This is a genomic window from Fibrobacter sp. UWEL (genome assembly GCF_900142535.1).
Classification (GTDB): Bacteria; Fibrobacterota; Fibrobacteria; order Fibrobacterales; family Fibrobacteraceae; genus Fibrobacter.
This window is the reverse complement of the sequence record NZ_FRBE01000003.1, coordinates 120753-134669: the sequence shown is the minus strand read 5'-3', so window position 1 is coordinate 134669 and position 13917 is coordinate 120753. Positions and strand designations below refer to the sequence as shown.

Annotated in this window: 11 protein-coding genes; 3 read left to right on the top strand and 8 right to left on the bottom strand. The window is 50.3% G+C overall.

What is annotated here, in order from left to right; genetic code table 11:
• Positions 1 to 187: 187 nt before the first annotated feature.
• The gene (gene fliB, locus BUB59_RS03310) at positions 188 to 1327 is read left to right on the top strand and encodes a flagellin lysine-N-methylase (protein WP_073225604.1); all 1140 of its coding nucleotides are present in this window, start codon (positions 188 to 190) and stop codon (positions 1325 to 1327) included.
• A 28-nt stretch (positions 1328 to 1355) separates the two neighbouring features.
• Positions 1356 to 2330, top strand: coding sequence for a DUF1848 domain-containing protein (locus BUB59_RS03305; protein WP_073225602.1), 975 nt, complete (start codon positions 1356 to 1358; stop codon positions 2328 to 2330).
• A gap of 24 nt (positions 2331 to 2354) precedes the next feature.
• Here BUB59_RS03305 and BUB59_RS03300 read toward each other — a convergent pair whose 3' ends face one another.
• The 8 genes from BUB59_RS03300 to BUB59_RS03265 all read right to left on the bottom strand — a co-directional run bounded on the left by BUB59_RS03300 (position 2355) and on the right by BUB59_RS03265 (position 12696).
• Complete coding sequence (locus tag BUB59_RS03300; protein WP_234979914.1) at positions 2355 to 3005, bottom strand: ABC transporter permease; 651 nt, start codon at positions 3003 to 3005, stop codon at positions 2355 to 2357.
• Between the two features lie 122 nt (positions 3006 to 3127).
• A complete protein-coding gene (gene ettA, locus BUB59_RS03295; protein ID WP_073225600.1) occupies positions 3128 to 4816 on the bottom strand; it encodes an energy-dependent translational throttle protein EttA in 1689 nt (562 codons plus the stop codon).
• Between the two features lie 43 nt (positions 4817 to 4859).
• Positions 4860 to 5264: a hypothetical protein gene (locus BUB59_RS03290; RefSeq protein ID WP_073225599.1), complete on the bottom strand. Its 405-nt coding sequence runs from the start codon at positions 5262 to 5264 to the stop codon at positions 4860 to 4862.
• 74 nt (positions 5265 to 5338) lie between these two features.
• Positions 5339 to 5863: an OmpH/Skp family outer membrane protein gene (locus BUB59_RS03285; RefSeq protein ID WP_073225597.1), complete on the bottom strand. Its 525-nt coding sequence runs from the start codon at positions 5861 to 5863 to the stop codon at positions 5339 to 5341.
• A gap of 21 nt (positions 5864 to 5884) precedes the next feature.
• The gene (locus BUB59_RS03280) at positions 5885 to 8653 is read right to left on the bottom strand and encodes a BamA/OMP85 family outer membrane protein (protein WP_234979913.1); all 2769 of its coding nucleotides are present in this window, start codon (positions 8651 to 8653) and stop codon (positions 5885 to 5887) included.
• A 341-nt stretch (positions 8654 to 8994) separates the two neighbouring features.
• On the bottom strand, positions 8995 to 10119 hold the full coding sequence (locus BUB59_RS03275; RefSeq protein ID WP_073225595.1) for a hypothetical protein: 1125 nt from the start codon (positions 10117 to 10119) through the stop codon (positions 8995 to 8997).
• Between the two features lie 8 nt (positions 10120 to 10127).
• On the bottom strand, positions 10128 to 11315 hold the full coding sequence (locus BUB59_RS03270) for a hypothetical protein (protein ID WP_073225593.1): 1188 nt from the start codon (positions 11313 to 11315) through the stop codon (positions 10128 to 10130).
• 22 nt (positions 11316 to 11337) lie between these two features.
• Positions 11338 to 12696, bottom strand: coding sequence for an MATE family efflux transporter (locus BUB59_RS03265; protein ID WP_073225591.1), 1359 nt, complete (start codon positions 12694 to 12696; stop codon positions 11338 to 11340).
• A gap of 88 nt (positions 12697 to 12784) precedes the next feature.
• On the opposite strand from BUB59_RS03265, the gene ychF reads away from it, so the two are divergent.
• A complete protein-coding gene (ychF, locus tag BUB59_RS03260; RefSeq protein ID WP_073225590.1) occupies positions 12785 to 13882 on the top strand; it encodes a redox-regulated ATPase YchF in 1098 nt (365 codons plus the stop codon).
• The last annotated feature ends 35 nt before the right edge of the window (positions 13883 to 13917 follow it).

Sequence of the window (13917 nt, the reverse complement as noted above, 5' to 3'; positions counted from 1 at the left end):
AGATTGTATACCATTTTCTTACACTCTCGCCCCACAACCACCCACCGAGGTCCGATTTCACCACTTTTCACCCCTCCAGAAGCACTAAAAAATCGTACCTCCACCGTAGGTCCGGCCACGTTTTAGTGAACAAAAAGTCACTTATTTTCTAATTTCTCATCGAAAATTCCCCACAAGGCCCCACCAAATGATCCTGCGAACCCCACTTTTCTACCCCCAATTCCACTGCATCGCCGACAAATGCACCGACACTTGTTGCGTAGGCTGGGAAATCGACATTGACGAGGCCACGCTGGCTAAATACCGCCAGTATTCAAAAACAGGCGCGGATCAGGCCCGCAAGGCCTTCGGAAAAAAACTTCTGGAAAATATTGAGGATGGGCACTTCAAGCTTTTGCCGGGAGACCGCTGTCCTTTCTTAAAAGAAAACGGTCTCTGCGACATGATTTGCCATCTGGGAGTCAACGGCACCGATCTGGACGAATCCGGAGAAAGCATTCTCAGCAATATCTGCCGAGAACACCCCCGCTTCGTGGAAGTCTACGGCGACATTATGGAAAAAGGCCTAGGCCTCTGCTGCGAAGAAGCGGTAAGACTATTGCTGACCTCCCCGTGTCATCCCCGACCTGATCGGGGATCTAGCCTTCTCCCTCTTATCGAAAGCGAAATAGACGAAGCCCCAGATGAAATGCCAGAAGGCGTAGAAGAAGCCCGCGACGCCATCTTCCAGGAACGTGAAACTATTTTCGGGATCCTTAATAATAAGAGCATCCCTCTGAATCAGCGCCTCCTCGAAGTTCTAGACTTCGCCGTAGCCGTCTCCGACTATGAAGAACCGGAAGAGCCCAGTCTCTCCGAACAGGCCATACATCAGACGTGGATTGAAATTCTGGGCGAAGGGGAAAGTTTTGGACCAGCCTGGGATGCCGCCTACGAACGCATGATTCGCAAAGGCTGGCCCACCACATGTCATTGCGAGCATAGCGAAGCATTCGCTTTCTCAGACGATGACGGCGCACGTATTGTAGCCTACCTGATTTTCCGCTATTACGCCAAGAGCCTTTTTGACGGTGACGGGCTGACCAAAGTCCAGTTCGCCATTTACTTCTGGATTATGCTGAAACAATTCGGTGAAGAACTTTCCGCAGATTCACCCGCAGGTGCATCGGATCTTACCCGCAAAATCAACGCCGTAAAACTTCTGAGCAAACAGACGGAATACTCCGAAGAGATTATGGAAATCCTGGCGGATAATTTCTTCCAGAACGAAGTATTCTGTCCGGGTCAATTCCGTAATATTATATCCCGCATGTCATCCTCGACCTGATCGAGGATCTAGAGGTCCGCTTCTAGCAATGATTATATCAGCCAGCATCCGCACGGACATTCCAGCTTTCTATTCCAGATGGTTCTTGAATAGAATCCGCGACGGTTATGTGCTGGTTCGCAATCCCTACAATCAGGATTACATCACCCGCTACGAGCTGGCCCCAAGCGTTGTGGATTGCCTATTCTTCTGCACAAAGAATCCGACTCCACTCCTCCCCCATCTAGATGAGCTTGCTGCCTACCGCTGGATGTGGCACGTAACCCTCACGCCCTACGGCAAGGACATTGAGCCCAACGTTCCCGACAAGAGATTTATCGTGGAACAATTCCAGAAACTCTCGGAAATGGTCAACGCCCACAATGGCGGAGAGGACGCAGTCCAGTGGCGTTACGACCCCATCTGCATTACAGGCCGTTACACCGTCGAGCAGCACGTCAAGTCCTTCGAAGTCATGGCCGCCCTTCTGGAAGGCTACACCCGCACCTGTATCATCAGCTTCGTGGACATTTATAATTGCGTCACCAAGAACTTTCCGGAACTTCGCCCCGTCTCCTGGGAAGATCAAGTGACCATTACAAAAGCCTTCGTAGAAATCGGCCGCCAGCACAACATTACCATCAAGACCTGTGTGGAAAACGCCGCCCTTGCGGAATTCGGCGCAGACTGCAGCGGATGTTCCACACCCGCAGTTTTTGAGCAAGCCTTGGGTTTACTACAGCATGGCCTCACTTTCTCGCCACCGAAAAAGAAATACGCCCGCGAGGAATGTTCCGCCTGCGTGGTAGGCGGCGACATCGGCAACTACAGCAACTGTCCCCACCTCTGCAGATACTGCTACGCCAACTACGGCAAGGGCCAAGTGCTAAGCAAGCATAATATGCACGACCCCGACTCACCACTCCTTATCGGGAATGTGAAGCCAGACGAAATCATCCACCAGGCAAAACAAATTTCCTGGATAAAGAAAAAGCCCAGCGTTCAGCCGGACTTATTCCAATAATCTCGCGGCAACATCCCGCAACAATTATAAACTGATAAACTTGCGCATTCCAAGGACTGTTGCCACCCCGCAAACAGCAAGCGAAAGAACCAGCGTCATCACAGGCACCATCAAATTTTGCAGGAAAGTTTGGTACCCGAACTGCACCAAAAGCAACAACGGAACAATAAAGAACAAGGTGCCTTGAGTAGCAGCCCTTACGGTCTTCGCCTTCAACGAAAGCAATAGTGAGAAGGCGTTCACCAAAAGGCAAGCAGACATGGAGCCGAGAATGGCGGCAACCGCGATGCAACCGCTAACAGAATCCATATGCACCGCAAAATACACCAGCTGGCAAAACAAAGAAAATATCAAAGGGAACGGCAACACTGCAAGAAGCTTACCCCAGAACAAATCCGCAGGCTTTACAGGAGAAAGCTGCAGCAACTCCAGGGAGTTTCTTTCACGTTCACCGGCAAAGCTATCGGCAGCAAGGGGCGCACCCATAGGCGCCATGAGGCAACCTAGCAATAGCATCATGTATCCTTCCATGCCCTGCATAATCTGCCCGCCATAGCGAGACACTGCAATTCCTTGAGATGCAGCTAACAGTACCGGTGGAATCACAAAAGGAATCCAGAAGCGGGGCTCCCGGAAAATCAATCGCAGCTCATGTTTAAGAACGTGAAGAATCATGCAAATTGCTTCGCAATTTAGTTATGAGTTACGAAGTACTAAGTACGAAAGGATTCACTACCCTAGTGCCATCTCATAATTCATAACTCATACTTCGTAATTCAAGAAATTAAAGCAACGCTTTAATTTCTTGTCAGCGTCTTGTACTTGATGGGCTTGGGGTTTTCCGCATCTTCGCCCAGACGCTTGCGGCGATCTGCTTCGTATTCGCTCCAGTTACCTTCGAACCAGACAACCTTGGAGTCGCCTTCGTAAGCAAGGATATGAGTTGCGATACGGTCCAGGAACCAGCGGTCATGGGAGATGATCACGGCGCAGCCTGCGAACTTGAGGATTGCCTGTTCCAAAGCCTGGAGGGTTTCGATATCCAAATCGTTGGTAGGTTCGTCCAGGAACAACAGGTTGCCGGGCTGCTGCAGGTTCTTAGCCATGAGAACGCGGTTACGTTCACCACCAGACAGAGTGTTCAGTTTCTTCTGCTGGGCAGCGCCCGTAAAGTTGAACAAGCCACAGTAAGCGCGGCCATTCATCTTGCGGTCGCCCACCATAATTTCGTCGCAGCCACCGGTAATGGATTCCCAAACGGTCTTGGTATCATCCAGAGAATCACGGCCCTGTTCCATACTAATGATCTGGACAGTTTCGCCAATCTTCAAGGTACCGCCATCGGGCTTTTCAGAGCCGGTAATCATCTTAAAGAGAGTGGTCTTACCAGCGCCGTTGGGACCGATAATGCCCACGATACCAGAGCGAGGCAGACTGAAGTTCAAATCGTCGAAGAGCACCTTTTCACCAAAGGCCTTCTGCAGGTGTTCTGCCTGAATAACGATGTCACCCAGACGGTTACCGTTAGCAATGTGGATCTGAGCCACATTGATCTTTTCTCTAGAATCTTCAGCAAGAAGTTCTTCGTAAGCCTTAAGACGAGCCTTATTCTTGGCCTGGCGAGCCTTCGGGCTCTGCTTGACCCATTCCTGTTCACGAGCCAGGCGCTTCTGACGGTCAGATTCGCCCTTTTCTTCGTTCTTCATGCGATCAAGCTTCTGGTCCAGCCACTGAGCATAGTTACCTTCCCAAGGAATGCCGCGACCGCGGTCGATTTCAAGAATCCAACCGGTAACATTATCCAGGAAGTAACGGTCATGGGTCACGAGAATGACGGAACCCTTGTATTCACGAAGGTGACGTTCCAGCCATGCAACAGTTTCTGCATCCAGATGGTTGGTAGGTTCGTCCAGCAAAAGCAGGTCCGGTTCTTCAAGCAGCAGGCGGCACAGAGCCACACGGCGCTTTTCACCACCGGAAAGGTTGGTCACCGGCCAGTCACCCGGCGGGCAACGGAGGGCGTCCATAGCAATTTCAATATTGCGGTCCAGGCTCCACAGGTCCTGAGCGTCGATGATGTCCTGAAGCTTTGCCTGTTCATCCAGGAGCTTGTTCATTTCATCATCTTCCATCGGTTCCGCGAACTTCATGGAGATTTCGTTAAAGCGATCCAGAACGGCCTGCTTCTTAGCCACAGCCTGCATCACGTTTTCCTTAACGGTAAGGTTCGGATCCAGCTGGGGTTCCTGGGGCAGGTAACCTGCGGTACGGCCCGGTTCAATCCAAGCTTCGCCCTGGAATTCCTTATCGATACCAGCCATAATACGCAGAAGCGTAGACTTACCAGCACCGTTCTGACCGATAATACCAATCTTAGCGCCATAGTAGAAGCTAAGGGAGATGTCCTTCAAGACTTCCTTGTTGGGGTAAGACTTGCACATCTTATACATGTAGAATACAAACTTTTCTGCTTTATTATCGGCCATATAATCCTCGTTTTTATCTAAGGGCAAAATATAGAAAAATCAGCTATTCCAATACGCAGGGAATGGCTTCTTCTTCCAGCCATTGGCCATTCTTGCAGGTATAGAGGAGCCAGTGATCCTTATCGTAAATCTTCCAGCCTTCTGTAGAACCGCCACACTGCATATTCAAGTTTTCAATATTGCTGATGGTAATGTTGGCGCCACCTTCATAGCAGTCCGTGGCATATTCCCACACGATGGTATCTGCGGCAACGCTGGAGGAAGAAACTGCCACAGGCAACGTACTGGAAGAAGAAATCGCAGCCGGAACTACGCTGCTGGAGCTTACAGGGGTTTCCACCGGAGTCCCTGTAGGGCTACTGGGAGAGCTATCGCTGTCCCCGCAAGCAACAAGACCAAGGGTTACAAAAGAAATTGCACTGAATGCAAGAATACTCTTTTTCATCATATCTCCTAACAAAAAATACCGCGGGAAAATCCGCGGTATCAAGATAACTTTTTTGAATCAGCCCGTCTCAAGAACTAGCGATTGTTCAAGTAATCCAGAACTTTTTGGGTCAAGTCGTTTTCCTTCTTCCAGAAAAGAACGGCACCCGTAGCACGATCCACCACCATGTCGTAACCTTCCTGCAGGGCAATTTCATTTACAGCCTTGCGGATCAACTGGATAATGGGACCGCTGACCTTTTCGTTTTCAGAAATCAGTTCACCCTTACGTCCATAGACGCGGTCAATGAAGTTTTTCAGTTCCGTATCCTTCTTGGCGTATTCCGCTTCCAGTTCACGCTTCTTTTCGTCAGAAAGCATAAGAACCTGCTTGTCCAACTTTTCCTTAATGGCGGAAAGTTCCTTCTGCAGCAAGTTACCCTGCTGTTCCCACTTTGCCACCTGACGGTCGTATTCTTCCTGAGCCTTCTTGGTACCCTTGTAACCATCGAAGATCAGCTTGGAATCCACATGGGCAATACGCAGGCCGTCTTCAGCAAAACTTGCGCTTGTGCCCAGCAGGGTCACCAAAGAAATCAGAACCAACAACTTTTTCAGCATAAGAGCTCCTTTTCGCCTCGGTTAGAATCCCTGACCGATCACGAAGTTGAATTCCATGTCGCCCACCTTTTCGCGAGTAGTGCCGCTGTAGGTTTCACCCTTATCCAGAGGCCATGCGAAATCGAAGCCGATAATACCCAGCATAGGAACAACCACACGGAAACCGAAACCAATATCCTTCTTCAGGCTAGTGGGATCCCATTCAGCAAGCGGGCTACGGGAAGGTTCATCCACCTTAGACTTACGAGTAATGCGATCACCGAACACGTTACCAGCATCAAAGAAGAAGGGCAACAGGTAGAAGGTCTGGGGAACAAGGCCCAGCTGGAGTTCAGCACCTACATACTGGAAGCTACGACCCAGACGGCTATAACCGATAGAGCCAGAGCTGTAACCACGCATCATGCCTTCGTAGCCCATGACGCCACCCATAGAGTACAGAATTCGATTCTGCAGGCGGTCACCCATAATGATGCCATATTCGTTAGTCAAGGCGAGAGTCAGACGATCGCGGAAGATGGGGAACCACCACTTCACGGTCAGTTCCGTCTTCACGAAGTTGAAGTCACTGCCGAACATCTTGTCAGCCCACTGCACGTCAAGAACGTAGCGAGAACCATCGGTGGGGAACTGAGGCAGGTTCTTGTCATCACGAAGCAGACGGAAGTTCAAGGAGGATTCGATACCGGTATTAACAACGTAACTACCCGGAATATTCTTACCCTGCTTGTTCATGAGCCAGCTGTAACCAATCTGACCGTAGAAGTAGTCATCAGGCCACTTCAGGCGCTTACCCAGGTAGACGCTACCACCGTAACGGGTAATATCCGGTTCATCGTAGTCTTCCATGTTCCACCAGGTGTAGCTCAAGCTGGCACCCAAGGTAATGGGCTTATCCAAGAGCCAGGGTTCCTGGAAGCTGATAGAAGCACTCTTCTTGTCCGTACCATATTCAACGCTGAGAGATGCAGCCTGGCCGTCACCCATACAGCAGTTAGGAATAGAAATACTTGCAGTACCCACAAGTCCATCGCTCTGGCTATAGGATACGCCAAGGCTGAACTGACCCGTACCAGCTTCCTTTTCCTGCACGGCAAAGTCAAGATCCACTTCCTGTTCACCCACCACCTTAATGTCGGGGATAACCATGTCGAAGTAGTTCAACTGCATGATTTCACGGAAGGAACGTTCCAGAGAAGACTGGCGGTAGGTGTCACCCGGGAACAGGCGGACTTCACGACGGATCACCTTTTCGTTAGTCTTGGTGTTGCCGTGGATATGAACCTTATGGATCTGGGCGGGCAGGCCTTCCGTCAACTTGTAGGACAGGTTCACCACGGAGTCATTTTCGAAAGTACGTTCTTCTTCGTACTGAGCAAACAGGTAACCATCTTCACGATATGCTTCCAGAAGAGCCTTCTTGGATGCATCGTACAGATACTGGTCGAACACCATGCCACTATCCAGACGGAAGGCGTACTTCAACATCTGGTCGTTCAGCACTTCGTTACCGGAGAAGTGGAGACCACCCATATAGTAACGACGGCCCTCGTTCATATGGATATGAACAATAATGGCACTGGAAGTCTTGATCTGGTCATACTTGTTCAGCATGGGGCAAAGATCTTCAATCATGTAGCGGACCAGCAACTTGTCTTCGTACTGGGTACGCTTCTTGATCTTCAGCAAGGAATCAATCTTGGGGTTGCTCCACTTCTGACCTTCCACTCTGGACAGCCATTCCTTACGGGAATCCTCGTAACGGATAATATCGTTCAAGTACTTCCAGGCATCTTCCTCAGACTTGACCTTGGGCATAGGACGAGTCACCCACTGTTTTTCGCCAATGCGGCGATGGTTACGGAAGAGATGGGTAACCTGCATGGTAGGCTTGCCCGCCATCTTATAGAACACCGAGGAAGTATCTTCCAGGGAAGAATTGATCAAAGTATAGAGAGGTTCCAGTTTTTCGCCCAGGGGAACCATACGGCCCATATAGAACAGGCAGGTAGAGTCCGGCAGATATTCAGCGCTATATTCAGTCAGTTCTGCATCAAGGTAACCAAAGTGACGAATGGCGTTCAGCACCGTGTCGCGGTCCGCATTGAAAACCACTTCCTTAAATTCGCCACCGCCCCACCACTGGTCCTGCTTGGTCAGCATATGATCCAGAATATCTTCGCGGGGAACGTTGTCATTGCCCTGAATATCAAATTCGCGAACCTTGACCTTTTCACCTTCACGAACAATGAAAGTCACCATATTGCGATTTTCATCCACAGGAGTTTCGCGATAGCCCACTTCTGCCAGCAGGTAACCTTCAGAACGATAATGTTCCAAAATAGCCTGACGGTCACGTTCCAACTGGCTCTTACTATACACACGACCCGGAATCAGGCGGATCTTCAAGCGCAAATCGTCTTCAGAAACTTCGTCAGCGCCATCGATCACGGCAGTATCAAGAGCAGGAAGTTCCTTCACCTTGAAGATCAAGTCCACATCCGTGCCCTCGCCCACATAATCCACCCAGGCAGTCACATCGTCAAACAAACCAGATTCGTACAAGGAAGTCACAGAAGACTGAACCTTTTCAGAAAGTGCAGAAGGAGCATAATTCTGTCCATCACGGATACCAATTCGGCTCAGAACCGAACGTTCATCCATATGGACCATACCTTCCACCTTCACCTTGTGGATCTTATTTTCAGCCATATAACTTTCGGACATTTCCGACATATCCAAAAGCTGTGCCTGGGCAAAACCAACCACCATCAACAGTACAAAAAGCAAGCGGGACTGCAGAATAAACCTACCTATCACGAAAAAAAAGACAATTTCGGCAACAAAGATACAAAAACCCAACTTTCCAGACCACAGCCAACCAGGAAAAAGCCCCCTAAAGAAACCCCTCAGGACAATAAAGGTTCGTAATTATTTTGTACGTAATAAGAATTACCTTTTTTCGCAATAAAAAACATCGCCGCCAGCGAAGCGCAGGGAGCGGAGCGAAGGGACTAGTTACCGCCGAGCCCCACCCGAGGCAAACCCACAGCAAACCCGCAGCAAACTCGCGGCAAACCCCAAATCAACCCGACGAAACAAAGATGAACTACAGGCGACCAACCAGCAAACTAGAAGAACGAACCCTTCACGCCCACAGCCACAGTCCACTGCTGTCCAAAATCAGACCAATCGGGAGCGTCCCACTGGCGCATGGGCTTTTCATCGTACTCGTCCTTAGAGTTGGAGTTGGACTTGTCGTGAATAGGAATACTTACTGCAAAATACACGGGGAAGTCCGTATCGGAAAATTCGATACCATAGGCAAGAGCCGCAGACCAGGCCTTATGATCCGGATCCGGACGAGGATCGTACTTGCCTTCCGTTTCAGAAGAAATCCAGGCTACACCCAGCGGAGCAGAGAAACTCAGGCCGAAGGACTGCACAATTCCCGGACGTCCACGATAACCGTAGGCAATGGAACCACCTACGCTGGGCGGCGTATAGGCGCCAAGGTCGTTTTCGCCATAAGCCTTGAATCGATACTTGAACCGGTCTCCCTTATGGTCCAAGTCCTTCCAGTAGGAATCGTTAAATTCGTTTTCCCCGGAGAACAGGTGCATGGCAAAAGGATGGGTATAAGTCAAGCCGTAAAGCCAGATGCCCTTATCCGTATCGCGGCTATAGTCCCAGCCCAAGGTCAAGCTGTACAAGCCAGAACCCTTCTGGAAACTGCTAGGCAGAATTTCCTTACCACCATCAGTACCGCGCTTAATGTCGTACTGTCCCGTAGGAATACTCAAACTGGCGGAAAGAGATGCTGCGCCACCACTACCAATGGTCTTGCTAAAGTCAAAGGACACGTCCCCCAGACCGCCTGTGGTGCGATCGGTAGGATTCTGGTTGCTTCGATACTGCACTTCACCCTGATGACTCATCATGGGAATGCTCACGCCCAGTTTCGTAGACCAGGTGGGCTTCACGGACAAATGGGGCGTAAAGGTCATGCTGGAGAAATTCTGGCCCACTGCATACTTGGTAAAGGCTTCCACTTCCAGATAACCACCAGAGACGCCCTGGCCAATCCACTTAATACCGTCGCCGGAACCGCCACCAGAGCCACCAGCACCGCAGCCACCAATGGACTGCCACGGAGTAGCAACTTCAACAGGAGCCTTATAGCCAACAAAGCCTGCGATAGAGGCCAACAGGGCCACGCCAGCAATTCCGCAAATCTTTCTGTAATCAAATTTCATCGAGAGCCTCACGGAAGTTCCAGCATAAAGCCGTTTTGATAACCAGTGGCAAGGAACTTTCCATCAGGAGAGCGTCCGCCAGTCATAGGAACAGGAGCAATTTCAATTACAGAACCCACCCACTGCATAGCCAAGTCAGCAGGAGCGTTTGCATCCAGGGAAATTTCGCGCATAACCGTACGGCCCAGGCTTCCATCCTGAGTTTCGGCCAAGGACAAATCACCCTTAACGAAGAAATTATTTTCAGAGACTTCAGTCCAAGTCACAAAGAGACGTGCACCATACTTGAACCAATGGGGCTGCATAGGCTCGCCCATCATGTCAGAAGAACGTTCCATTTCTACAGCGGTTGCATTTGCATCCAGCTTTTGGATGTAAGACTTCATGACAGTGCTGTTACCCATGATCTTAACAGCATTGAACACGATGAATTTGCCGTCCGGGGAAATCATAGGACTATCAGGAGTCCAGTTTTCCTTCTGCATTTCTGCGGGTTTCTTCAGCTTGACCGTCTTTTTCACGCCGCCGTTGGCAAAATCCACAAAGTTGATTTCGCTCTTGGTGTCCACATAAACCAGACGAACATTTTCGGTACCGAAGAATCCCTGTACCGTAGTGTCGGAAGCCGTAGTATCCAGATCCGTTACAGAAGGATCCACCCACAAATGGGGAGTGGTAAATTCGCCAAGGCCCTTATCTACAAGCCAGAATTGCTTATGGTCGCTCATGCGGGCGGCAAAGATACCGTAATCCAGATCAGTACATCCCTTGGAGCCTTCGCTATCCACACCTCGAGTAGCAACCACGAAATTAGGATGAGTACTCCATTCCGGATCCTGGAACTGGCAATCCGTGGAGTCCATCATTAAGTACCAAACTACTTCGTTATCCTGGTTGGTCACCGTCAAACGGTCGTGTTGCACCACTTGACGAGTGGTATAGTTGGAATCCTTAGGGGTTACATTCAGGACGCCACCAAAATTCAACCACAGCATGGCACCGGGATAATTTGCCGTATCCTGAGAAATAGACGGATTGCAAATCTGCTTGCCGCTGTTAATGGCACGAACCGTTCCAATTTCTGAACTGGACCCAGATGCGGGGGCAGAAGAGGACTCCTCAAACTGCTCAGGTTCATAAACACAGGCAGAAAGGCCAAGAGCTAGTAATAATGTAGACGTAATTAAATACTTCATCGAAATGAAATATATAAAAAGCCTATTTTTCGGAAGACCACTCTATTTTCTTTTTGCGGACAAAACGGCCATAAATGCAGACCAGTACGATTCCAGTGACAAGCCAGCTGATGGGATAGCAGAACATAAGGGCCTTGAAGGTTCCAAACTTGGGGAACATGACAAAAACCCAGGAAATACGGATTCCACAAATACCAAACACACAAATTAATGTGGGCAGCATGGATTTTCCCATACCGCGAAGGGCACCGGAACTCACATCGATCAGCACGTTAATAAACTCCAGGCCGATGACAATGTACACGCGATACATGCCCGTTGCGATGGTAGCTTCGTCATTGGTAAAAATGGAAAGGATGGGGTGATAGAATATGCTGGTCAAGGCGCCCAGTGCAAAAGTGGACAAGCCCGACAGCAAAAGAGTCCAGCGGACAACCTTCTTGCAACGTTCCAGATTTCGGGCCCCATAGTTCTGCCCCACAAAGGTAACGCAGGCGTGACCGAAGGAAGCAAGCCAGAAGTAAACGATTAATTCCGGGTTCATGGCCACGGCGGAAGCTGCCACCGCCGTAGAGCCCAAGCTGTTAATTGCAGACTGGATACACACGTTACTGAAGGAGAATAATGCACCCTGCACACCGGCGGGCAAGCCAATCTTTATGATGCGTCCCAGAATCCAGGGTGTAAAACGCATTTTCCAGAAATTAAACTTGAAGGGCCCCGTTTCCCGTCTCAGGAATACCAGTAAGGTTACAGAGCTGATCACGTTGGCAATGACCGTCGCGATGGCAACGCCATCCACATCCATATGGAAGCCCACCACAAAGAGGATGTTTAAAACCAGGTTGATTGCACCTGCAACCAGCAGCACATAGAAAGGTCGCTTGGTATCCCCCTTACTTCTCAGGAGGGCTGCACAGAAATTGTACAGCATGATAAAGGGCATTCCCATGAAGTAAATGCGGAAGTAGAGAATCGCCTGATCCAGAATATCGGCGGGGGTAGAAATTGCGGTAAGGATAGGACGGGCAAAGAATATCCCGATAAGTCCCAGCAGGACTCCACAGGCTAGGGACACAGCCACCGAGGTATGTACCCCTCGGGAAACAGAACGGGGGCGCCCTTCCCCAAGGGCATTGGCCACCACCACATTTGCCCCGATGGAAAGACCCACAAAAAGGTTCACCATCAGGTTGATAACGAAGGTATTGGCACCCACGGCAGCCAGGGCAGCATCGCCGGCAAACTTCCCCACCACAGCAACGTCAGCGGAATTAAACAGCTGTTGAAAGATGGAACTGGCAGCCAGGGGAATGGCAAACTTAAGGATCTTATCCCATATCGAGCCCGAGAGCAAGTCCATGTTTTTCGAGTTTGCCATAGTTGAGGCCAAATTTAGCTAATTGAGAACTACACGGAAAGTCCCTTTTTACTAACTTTGTTGCGTAAAAATTAAACCGGAGATTATCATGGGTTTTAAATGTGGTATCGTAGGCTTGCCCAACGTAGGCAAGAGCACCATCTTTAACGCAATTACCAACGCAGGCGCCGAAGCCGCCAACTATCCCTTCTGCACCATCGACCCCAACGTGGGTATGGTGAACGTTCCGGATGCACGTCTGGATGCTCTGGTAAAAGTTTACAACCCCAAGTCCATCGTTCCCGCCGTTACCGAATTCGTGGACATCGCAGGTCTGGTGAAGGGCGCTGCCCAGGGCGAAGGCCTTGGCAACCAGTTCCTCACCCACATCCGTGAATGCCAGGCCATTATGGAAGTGGTCCGCTGCTTTGATGACGGCGACATCGTTCACGTCCACGGCTCCGTTGATCCGGTTCGTGACGTGGATATTATCGAAACTGAACTGATCCTGAAGGATTTGGAATCCGTTGAAAAGCGCTTGGCTACCGAAGCAAAGAACGCCCGTATGGGTGGTGCCGAAGCCAAGGCTCGTCTGGCTGCTTGCGAAAAGCTCCGTGACGCCTTCCAGGAAGGTAAGGCTGCCCGCGGCCTCGTGGGTGAATCCGAAGAAATGGATCAGGTGATCAAGGATCTGGCCCTCCTCACTGCAAAGCCCCTGTTCTACTGCGCCAACGTGAAGGAAGACGACATCCTCACCGGCAACGCTTACGTGGAAGCCCTGAAGGAATACGCTGCAAAGAACGGTCACGAAGTGATCATGATCAGCGGCAAGATCGAAGAAGAACTTTCCCAGATGGAACCCGCCGATAAGGTGGAATTCCTGAAGGACCTGGGCCTTGAAGAATCTGGCCTGGACGCAGTGGTCCGTAAGGGTTACGAAATCCTGGGCCTCCGCACCTTCCTTACCGCAGGCGAAAAGGAATGCCGTGCATGGACCTTCGAAGCTGGCTTCAAGGCTCCCCAGTGCGCAGGTGTCATCCACTCCGACTTCGAACGCGGCTTCATCCGTGCAGAAACCCTCTCCTTCGCTGACTTCGAAAAGTACGGCAGCTGGAACGCCGCTAAGGAAGCAGGCGTACTCCGTACCGAAGGTAAGGAATACGTGGTGCAGGACGGCGACATCATGCTGTTCCGCTTCAATGTGTAATAAGCGCGAGGCGCGAGATTATATTCTGAAGAGGG